The 9,115-nt window shown below is 67.8% G+C and carries 6 protein-coding genes; 5 read left to right on the forward strand and 1 reads right to left on the reverse strand.

Annotation, left to right across the window (positions count from 1 at the left end):
- Window positions 1-8: 8 nt before the first annotated feature.
- The 5 genes from ACJ8AT_RS20315 to ACJ8AT_RS20335 all read left to right on the forward strand — a co-directional run bounded on the left by ACJ8AT_RS20315 (window position 9) and on the right by ACJ8AT_RS20335 (window position 7,173).
- A complete protein-coding gene (locus ACJ8AT_RS20315; protein WP_407739424.1) occupies window positions 9-3,164 on the forward strand; it encodes an efflux RND transporter permease subunit in 3,156 nt (1,051 codons plus the stop codon).
- Between the two features lie 77 nt (window positions 3,165-3,241).
- Complete coding sequence (locus ACJ8AT_RS20320) at window positions 3,242-4,342, forward strand: citrate synthase (RefSeq protein ID WP_407739425.1); 1,101 nt, start codon at window positions 3,242-3,244, stop codon at window positions 4,340-4,342.
- Window positions 4,343-4,500: 158 nt separating this feature from the next.
- Window positions 4,501-5,112 (forward strand): DUF4136 domain-containing protein, encoded by a 612-nt coding sequence (locus ACJ8AT_RS20325; protein ID WP_407739426.1) that lies wholly within the window; start codon window positions 4,501-4,503, stop codon window positions 5,110-5,112.
- 79 nt (window positions 5,113-5,191) lie between these two features.
- Window positions 5,192-6,079 (forward strand): ion channel, encoded by an 888-nt coding sequence (locus ACJ8AT_RS20330; protein ID WP_407739427.1) that lies wholly within the window; start codon window positions 5,192-5,194, stop codon window positions 6,077-6,079.
- Window positions 6,080-6,114: 35 nt separating this feature from the next.
- The gene (locus ACJ8AT_RS20335) at window positions 6,115-7,173 is read left to right on the forward strand and encodes a hypothetical protein (RefSeq protein ID WP_407739428.1); all 1,059 of its coding nucleotides are present in this window, start codon (window positions 6,115-6,117) and stop codon (window positions 7,171-7,173) included.
- 138 nt (window positions 7,174-7,311) lie between these two features.
- On the opposite strand, the gene ACJ8AT_RS20340 is transcribed toward ACJ8AT_RS20335, so the two are convergent.
- Window positions 7,312-9,115, reverse strand: a 1,804-nt coding sequence (locus tag ACJ8AT_RS20340; RefSeq protein ID WP_407739429.1) for a tetratricopeptide repeat protein, incomplete at its 5' end; no start/stop codon positions are given.

Genomic DNA, 9,115 nt, shown 5'->3' on the forward strand with positions numbered 1-9,115 from the left:
GGGCGCGCATGTTCACTGACTTCTTCATCCGACGCCCCATCTTCGCCGCCGTGGTGTCCATCCTCATCACCCTGGTGGGCGCCATCTCCATTTCCGGGCTGGCCGTGGAGCAGTACCCGGATCTGTCCCTGCCCCAGGTGACGGTGACCGCCACGTACCTGGGCGCGTCCGCCGAGGTGGTGGAGAGCGCTGTCACCACGGTGATCGAGCGAGCGGTCAACGGTATCAAGGGCATGCGCTACGTCTCGTCGTCCAGCACCAACGACGGCACCAGCACCATCACCGTCACCTTCGAGCCCGGGTACAGCGTGGACATCGGCGCGGTGGATGTGCAGAACCGGGTGGCCACCACCTCCGCGCGCCTGCCGGCCCAGGTCAATGCGCTGGGCATCACCATCAACAAGACCCAGTCCCAGCTCCTGGCGGCGTTCGGGTTGTACGACAGCCAGAACCGCTACGACCGGGGCTTCATCAGCAACTACGCGGACGTCTACCTGCGAGATGCGCTCCTGCGCGTGAAGGGAGTAGGGGACGTGCGCATCTTCGGCGAGCGGCGCTTCGCCATGAGGCTGTGGTTGGATCCGACGCAGCTCGCGCGCCGAGGACTCACCCCACAGGACGTGGTGGCGGCGCTGCGCGAGCAGAACCTGCAGGTGGGCGCCGGGCAGGTGGGGCAGCAGCCAGCGCCCGAGGGCCAGAGTTATCAGTTCACCGTGCGGGCGCTGGGACAGCTCACCTCGCCCGAGGAGTTCAACGAGCTGGTGGTGCAGCGTGGGGCGGACGGATCGCTGGTGCGGCTGCGGGACGTGGGCCGCGCGGAGCTGGGCGCGGAGAACTACGGGCAGCTGCTGCGCTTCAATGGGCGCGAGGCGGTAGGCCTGGGCATCTTCCAGCTTCCGGGCTCCAACGCGCTGCAGGTGCGCGACGATGTGGTGAAGGAGCTGGAGCGGCTCAAGGCCACCTTCCCGCCGGGCCTCACCTATCAGTCGGCCTTCGACACTACCCGCGCGGTGCAGGCCTCGATCGAGGAGGTGCTGCGCACGCTCGGGGAGGCCATCCTGCTGGTGGTGTTCGTCGTCTTCGTGTTCCTGCACGGCTGGCGGAGCGTCCTGGTGGTGGCGACGACGCTGCCGGTGTCCCTGGTGGGCACCTTCGCCTTCGTCAACCTGTTCGGCTTCTCGGTCAACACGCTCACGCTGTTCGGACTGACGCTGGCCACGGGCCTGGTGGTGGATGATGCCATCGTCGTCATCGAGAACGTCGAGCGCATCATGGAGCAGGAGAAGGTGGATCCGCGCGAGGCCACCCACCGGGGCATGCGGCAGGTGGCCGGCGTGGTGGTGGCCGTGGCGCTGGTGCTGTCCGCGGTGTTCGTCCCGGTGTCCTTCTTCCCCGGCACCACGGGCTCCATCTACAAGCAGTTCGCGCTCACCCTGGCCTTCTCCATCGGCCTGTCGGCGCTGGTGGCCCTCACGCTGTCTCCGGCGCTGGCCGCGCGGCTGCTGCGCGCGCACGAGGGGGAGAAGTGGCGGGCGGCCCGCTGGGTGGACCACTCGCTGGAGGCCTTCCGCAACTTCTATGGGCGGCTGCTGGGGCGGTTGCTGGGGGGGCTCCGGTGGGCGGTGCTCGCCGCCTTCGCCGTGTGCCTGGTGATCACGGTGCTGCTGTACCGCTCCACTCCCTCGGGCTTCATCACCGCGGAGGACCAGGGCTACCTCATCGTCGCGGTGCAGGGGCCGGAGGGCACATCCCTGGACTACACCCGGCAGGTGCTGCTGCAGACGGAGGAGGTGCTGCGCAAGCAGCCCGAGGTGTCGGACATCTTCACCGTGGGCGGCTTCTCGCTGCTGGGCGCGGGCTCCAACACCGGCACGCTCTTCATCAACCTGAAGCCGTGGGACGAGCGCAAGAAGGCGGAGCAGGGCGTGGGCGCGCTGGTGGACAGGCTGCGCGGGCAGCTGCTCTCGGTGGGCGGAGCGCGCGTGCTGCCCTTCCAGCCGCCGACGATCCGCGGCGTGGGCAGCGTGGGCGGCTTCGAGTTCATCCTCGAGGATCAGCAGGGCACCCACACGCTGGAGCAGCTCGCGCAGGTGACCCAGCAGCTCGTCGGCCAGGCCAACCGCTCGCCCGGGCTGAGCGGCGTGTTCTCCTCGTACACGGCGAGCACTCCGCTGCTGGACGTGCAGATGGATCGCGAGAAGGCCGAGGCGCTGGGCGTGTCGCTGGACTCCGTATACTCCACGCTGTCGGTGTACCTGGGCAGCCAGTACGTCAATGACTTCACCTTCGCCAGCCGCGTGTACCGCGTCTACGTGCAGGCGGCGGTGCCCTTCCGCAACGAGCCGCAGGACATCAAGTCCTTCTATGTGCGCTCGGCGCAGGGGCAGATGGTGCCCCTGGAGTCGCTGGTGAAGGTGCGGCCCATCACCAGCGCGGCGAGCATCCAGCACTACAACCTCTTCCGCTCGGCGACCCTCAACGGCCAGCAGGCGCCCGGGGCCAGCACGGGCGATGCGCTGACCTCCATGGAGCAGGTGGCGTGGCAGGGCCTGCCCGCTGGCTTCTCCTTCGAGTGGACGGGGCTCTCCCGAGAGCAGAAGGAAGCGGGCGGCAAGGTGCTGACCATCTTCGCGCTGGGCATCGTCTTCGTGTTCCTGGTGCTCGCGGCGCAGTACGAGAGCTTCGCGCTGCCGCTCGTGGTGATGCTGGGCGTGCCGGTGGCGATGCTGGGAGCGCTGGGGCTGCAGAACCTACGAGGGCTGGCCAACGACGTGTTCTGTCAGGTGGGCCTGGTGATGCTGGTGGGCCTGTCGAGCAAGAACGCCATCCTGATCGTCGAGTTCGCCGAGCAGCTTCGCGAGCAGGGCCGCGGCGTGGTGGAGGCCGCCGTCCAAGCGGCTCAGACGCGCTTGCGGCCCATCCTGATGACCTCGTTCGCGTTCCTGCTGGGCGTGGTGCCGTTGGTGCTGGCCACGGGGGCGGGCGCCGCGTCCCGGAAGTCGCTGGGGACGGCGGTGTTCGGCGGCATGCTGCTGTCCACCTTCGTGAACCTGATCTTCATCCCGGTGCTGTACACGCTGATGGAGACGGCGCGCTCGCGGCTGCTCAAGCGCCGGGAGTACAGCAAGGGCGGCGGCCAGGGCCCGGCCCCCCAGCAGGCCTGAGCGGCCCATGTCGATTGTCGAATCGAGTTTCGAGGCCCGTGGCCCGCGCTTAATCCTCATGACGGAGGAAGCCAAGCATGGGCACGACGCAGGCAGCAGCGCAGGCGGGTCTCGAAGGGGTGGTGGTCGCCGAGACTCGATTGAGCGAGGTGGATGGCGAGCAGGGCCGGCTGATCATCGCCGGCAGCGAGGTGGAGTCGCTCGCGGGAGCCATCTCTTTCGAAGAGGTGTGCGCGAGGCTCTGGGCGCCATACGCGAAGGAGCCGCTCCCTGGGTCGCTTCAGGCTGGCCTGGGCGAGGCGCGGGTGCGAGCCTTCGGGTGGCTGGACGGGCTGGGCCAGGCGCTCGCGGCGGAGGATGGGATGGATGCGCTCCGGGCCTCGGTGGCGCATGTCCCGGCGCAGCCGGGCAGCGAGCTGGAGACGTCCCTGCTGCTCACGGGAGCCGTCGCCGTGTTCGCGGCCGCGTGGGCCCGGCGCAGGCGTGGGCTGGCACCGGTGCGGCCGGATCCGAAGCTGTCCCACGCGGCGGACCTGCTGCGCATGCTGACCGGTGAGTCCCAGCCCGAGCGAGCCGCCGGGCTCGATGCGTACCTGGTCACCGTCTCCGATCATGGACTGAATGCCTCCACGTTCACCGCGCGGGTGATTGCCTCCACGGGCTCCGATGCCGTGTCGGCCGTGGTCGGCGCGGTGGGGGCGCTGAAGGGGCCGCTCCATGGAGGCGCTCCGGGGCCGGTGCTGGACATGCTGGATGCGATCGCCCGGCCGGAGCAGGCCGCGCCGTGGCTCGAGGCGGAGCTGAAGGCCGGCCGCCGCATCATGGGCATGGGGCACCGCATCTACCGGGTGAGAGATCCTCGCGCGGCCGTGCTGGAGCGCGCCATCGAGCGGCTCGAGCGCGGAGGCCTGCGGACCGAGCGGCTCGCCCTGGCGCGAGCGGTCGAGCGCGCGGCCGAGGAGCTCCTCCGCCAGCGCTACCCGGACCGCCCGCTGCGCGCGAACGTGGAGTTCTACACCGCCGTGCTGCTCGACGCGGTGGGGCTCGACCGGACGATGTTCTCGCCCGCCTTCGCCTGCGGCCGGGCCGCCGGGTGGCTGGGGCACATCGCCGAGCAGCGAGCGACCGGACGCCTCATCCGCCCCGCGTCCCGCTACGTGGGGCCGATGCCGGGCTGAGAGTGCCGGCTCTGCTCCCGGATATTCGGTACTGGCCCTGCCGAGGAGGGGAGCGCTCTGCTGCTCCTCCTCGCCGCAGGTCCCACTCCGTGGCCGCCACCCTACTTTTCTCTCGGAGTGCGATGCAGTGGAGCGTGCCTGCGAGAGGGAGAACCACCATGGAGCAAGAGCGGGGAGCAGCCCACGGCAGGGCGAGCAACGGGAGGGGGCTGCTGGTGGCCCTCGTGGCGGGGCTGGCCCTTGGACTGGGAGCCTGTGCCTCCGGGCCGACCGTGCGCACGGACTATCAGGCCGCGACGGACTTCTCCGCGTACCACACCTTTGCCATTCGCCCGGGCCGGATCGTCAGCCAGGTGAGCCCGCCGGACTCCGCGGCCGAAGCCACGGGGCGCCAGCGCATCGAAGATGCCATCCGCCGGGATCTGACCGCCAAGGGCCTCACCGAGAACGAGGCCTCGCCGGATCTCTACGTCACCTATGTGGCGGGAGCCCGGACGCGGCAGGAGTGGGAGAACGTGGGGCCCACCATGTACTCGGACTATGGCTTCGCCTGGGGCCCCGAGATGTGGGCGCTGGGGTACGAAGACTGGTGGATCGAGCACGATGTCAACCAAGGCTCGCTGGTGATCGATCTCGTCGACGCGCGCACCAAGCAGGCCGTCTGGAGGGCGTTCGCCGAGGAGGAAATCCAGCGGCCCGTGTCCGAGAAGACGATCCAGACAGCCGTGGCCAAGTCCCTGGAGGACTACCCGCCCAAGGCGCGGCACTAGCGGGCGGCCCTCAGGGACACGCGGCGCTTGCCGCCGGCCGAGTCCAGACCCGAGACTCTCGCGGGTGAAGAACAGGTCCGTGAAAGTCACCATCCCGGGGGCCGGCTACCAGATCAAGGTCGTCGGCCACCGACCCACGCCCCTGCGCGACTTCTACCACGCGCTGCTCCAGATGCCCTGGAGGTGGACGTTCGTCGTCATCAGCGCCTTCTACCTGGTGGCGAACGCCGCCTTCGCGCTGGGCTACCTGGCCACCGGAGGCATCTCGCATGCCGCGCCCGGCTCGTTCGCGGACGCCTTCTTCTTCAGCGTGCAGACGATGGGCACCATTGGCTACGGCGCCATGTATCCGGAGACGCGGGTGGCCAACGTCCTCGTGGTGACCGAATCGCTCGTGGGGTTGCTGCTCACCGCGCTGGCCACGGGGCTGGTGTTCGCGAAGTTCTCGCTCTCGCGGGCCCGGATCATGTTCACGCGGACGGCGGTCATCTCTCCATCGAACGGTGTCCCCACGCTGATGTTCCGGTTCGGAAACGAGCGCGGGAACCAGATCGTCAACGCGCAGATCCATCTCGTGCTCATGCGCACGGAGCGCACCGCCGAGGGCGGCACGTTCTATCGCTCGTATGATCTCAAGCTGGTGAGAGACAAGGCGCTCTCGCTGTCTCGCTCGTGGAGCGCGATGCACGTCATCGATCGGAACAGCCCGCTGCATGGCCAGACCCCCGAGTCGGTCCAGGCCCAGGAGGTAGAGATCCACGTCATGGTGCTGGGGACGGATGACACGACGATGCAGGCCATCCACGCCAGCCACCGCTACTTCACGAACGACATCCACTGGGGCATGCGCTTCGCGGACGTCCTGTCCGAGACGGATGACGGGAACATGCTGCTCGATCTCAGCAAGTTCCACGACACCCTGCCCACCGAGCCGACCACGGACTTCCCGTACCCGAGAGCCTCGTGAATCCCGCGCCTCCTCGTGGAGCTCCGCGGCCACGGGTGGCGCTGGGGCTCACGGCGCTGATGCTGGCGCACCACTTCGGGCTGTGGGCGCTGACGGCCGCTCGCCGAGGCTTCCCGCTGCTCGAGGTCCTCGATCGCTGGGACTCGCACCTCTACACGCGCATCATCACGGAGGGGTACGGAGATCCAGCCCTACGGGCATTTCTCCCCCTCTACCCAGGCACGGTGGGCCTGCTTCGCGGCTTGCTGGGGGGGCAGGTGCCGCCCGCGCTGGTGGGCTGCGTGCTGTCCTCGCTCTGCCTGCTGGCGTTCGCCGCGTGGGTCTCCTGGCGAGGGGCCCGGCAAGCGGCTCCTTCTCCGATCGAGCCGCGAACGGCCTGGGGGTGGTTCTTCTTCCTCTACAGCCCGGCCAGCTTTGCCCTGCACTCTCACCACACCGAGGGCCTGTTCCTGCTGCTGTCCCTGGGAGCGCTGGCCTTCGCCTGGGAGGGGCGCGTGTGGCAGGCGGCGCTCTTGGCGGCCCTCTGCGTGTGGACGCGCAACCAGGGAGCCTTCGTGGTGATCACCGCGGCGCTCCTGGTGGCGAGGACTCCCGGCGAGGGGTGGGGCCGGCTCGCGCGGTTCACGGTCGTGAGCGTCGTGGGGCTGGCGGCGTTCGGAGGGCTGCTCTTCTACCAATGGCGCTCCGTGGGGGATCCGCTCGCGCACATGCACGCCCAGCAGAACTGGCACCACGTGGACTCCCTGTGGGGCGCGGTGCGAGGGCTCTGGTTCGGCAACGAGTGGCACCAGGCCGGGTGGTGGCTGGCGCTGAGGGATCTCTTCGCCGCCGTGTGGCTGGCGGGAGCCGTGGCGCTGATCCGCCAGAGCCGGCCCCTGGCGCTCTATGGACTGCTGTCGCTCGTCGTCATGCTGCCGCAGGGGGACCTGGGCAATGCGTTCCGCTTCGGCGCGGTGCTGTTCCCCGTCCTCTTCCGGGTGGGAGACTGGTTCGCCGAGCGGCCCGCGTGGCTGCGCTGGCCCGTGGCGCTCTTGACGCTGTGGCTCAACCACAAAGTGACACACGCGTTCTCCCTCGGTGCCTGGGCTTACTGAGCCCAGGAACTGCTCCTGTATCCAGTGAGTATTCAATCCCCGTATGGAGGGTGAAACGCTAAGCGCATCCCCTCGAAGCAACGGGAGAGGAACCCGGCAGGTAGCACAGAAAAGCAGGGATTCCAGCAGCGACACATGTCACACCACCGCCGCTGCTACCGCCGCCAGCTCTTTGTCGCACGCGCGCAGTTTCTCCGCAGTAGCTACTGCTCGTGCTCGTTCATAGGCCACCTGCGCCGCTGTTCGATTCCCATCTGCCAGGGCGAGGCGGGCCTCAATAAGCGCTAGCTCACAGTCGCGGCGGTGGTACTCGCACTTGTCCACCAAAGAGCGCGCCGATTCAAACGCGGCCCGCGCGGCTGCCGGGTCGTTCGCGTCGAGTGCTAACCGGGCCTGTTCGAGGCAGGCATCGCACTCGACAAGCCGCAACTCAGAGCGTCTTGCAAGCCCAAGCGCTTCGTCTGTATCTCGGCGGGCGGAGTCGCGGTCGCCGGCCTCGCGAAGGAAGGCCGCGCGCAAGACAAGGGAGGAGGCGAGGAACTCCAGCGCTCCAGCGCCCCGTAACATGTCGATGGCCTGGGTGAAGTGTGGGCGGGCATTCTCCCGTTGCTCAAGCATCCCCAAAGCGCAGCCAAGTGAAAGGTGATCGTGGGCGATGTCGAGGAGCCAACGCTCTTTTCTCATCCAGACCAGCGTCTGTGTCGCTCGCCGCTCGACCTCCCGAGGCTCACCTAGGTCAAGCAGCAATTCACAGAACTGGCGCCCCTGGAGGGCGTACAGCAAGGGAAGCTGAGGCTGCTGCTTGATCTGCATCCGCTCAGCCTCCTCGAACAGAAGGCGGGCATTCTCTGGGTTGCCGAGGTGGCAAAAGACGTTGGCCAGTGTGCAACGGCTGAGTACGCGCCATGGCCATTCATCTTTTCCAGCGCGGTCCGCAAGTTCCACGGTGCGCTTCGCCATAGATAGTGCCTCGTGCAGTGCCCCGCTGGAGGCATGCAGCTGGGCGAGGTTGGAGGCAGCATTGGCTGCATTTACCCAGTGGGACAGGGCGACACACATGTCCAGAGATGACTTCAACGGGGCACCTGCTTCGCGCAGCCGCCCAAGCGCTCGAAGGCTGAAAGCAGCTTCACTCAACACGAACGACCGAGTTGCCTCTGTCAAGGATGCTACGGGCCGCCTCCAGTCGCCCTCGAAGAACCCTGCGAGTGTCGCGAGATCGGCTCCGAATGCGCCGAGCACGGTGACACTGTAATGCTGGTCGTATCGGCGAATACGCGGGTAGAACACTCCGTCCAGCGCCTCCTCATGCTGTCCGGCTCTGCACCCGTGCGAGACGGCTTGGTAGAGGGGTTGCAGTCCATCAAACGTGTCAGGAAGCTCCGGCGTAGTGTCGCGCAGGTATTCATACAGCCGCCGGTGTGCGGCTCGGTACCCCTGAGGATTCTCGCGTTCAAGCATTGTGCCAAAGCACTCGCGCACCAATGGATGCGCGTCGAGTGAGCCGTCATCGCTCTTCCCTGTGGGGGCGAGCAGCCCCGTCCTGCTCAAGCGGTTCACTGCGAGCTTCCACTTCGTATCCGTGAGCGCTACGAGTGCGTCGGTCAAGCCTCTGATGGCAGGTTCCTTCCGCAACGCTGCAATGCACCCAGCGCTCGCGGGACGATCAAACAGCCCTACGATTCTCAGGATTGCACGCTCTGGACCTGGCTCGAACCATCGGTCGTATGCCTCCATAACGTGCTGGGCGCGCTCGCCGGGGCGGGTCTCTGTCGCTCCCAGTGGAACCTCGCGCCACCGGCGGACATCTCCATCCAGCGCATCCGCAATGTAGTTGCCGAGCAGCGTCATTGTGAGCGCGTGGCCCTGAACGGCGCGTGATACCTCGCGAAGCTCCTCCTGGGAGCCTTTGACACTGCAGAGCCGCAGCAACTCCGCGCCG

It is taken from the genome of Hyalangium sp., from assembly GCF_045802625.1.
In the GTDB taxonomy this organism is placed as follows: domain Bacteria; phylum Myxococcota; class Myxococcia; order Myxococcales; family Myxococcaceae; genus Hyalangium.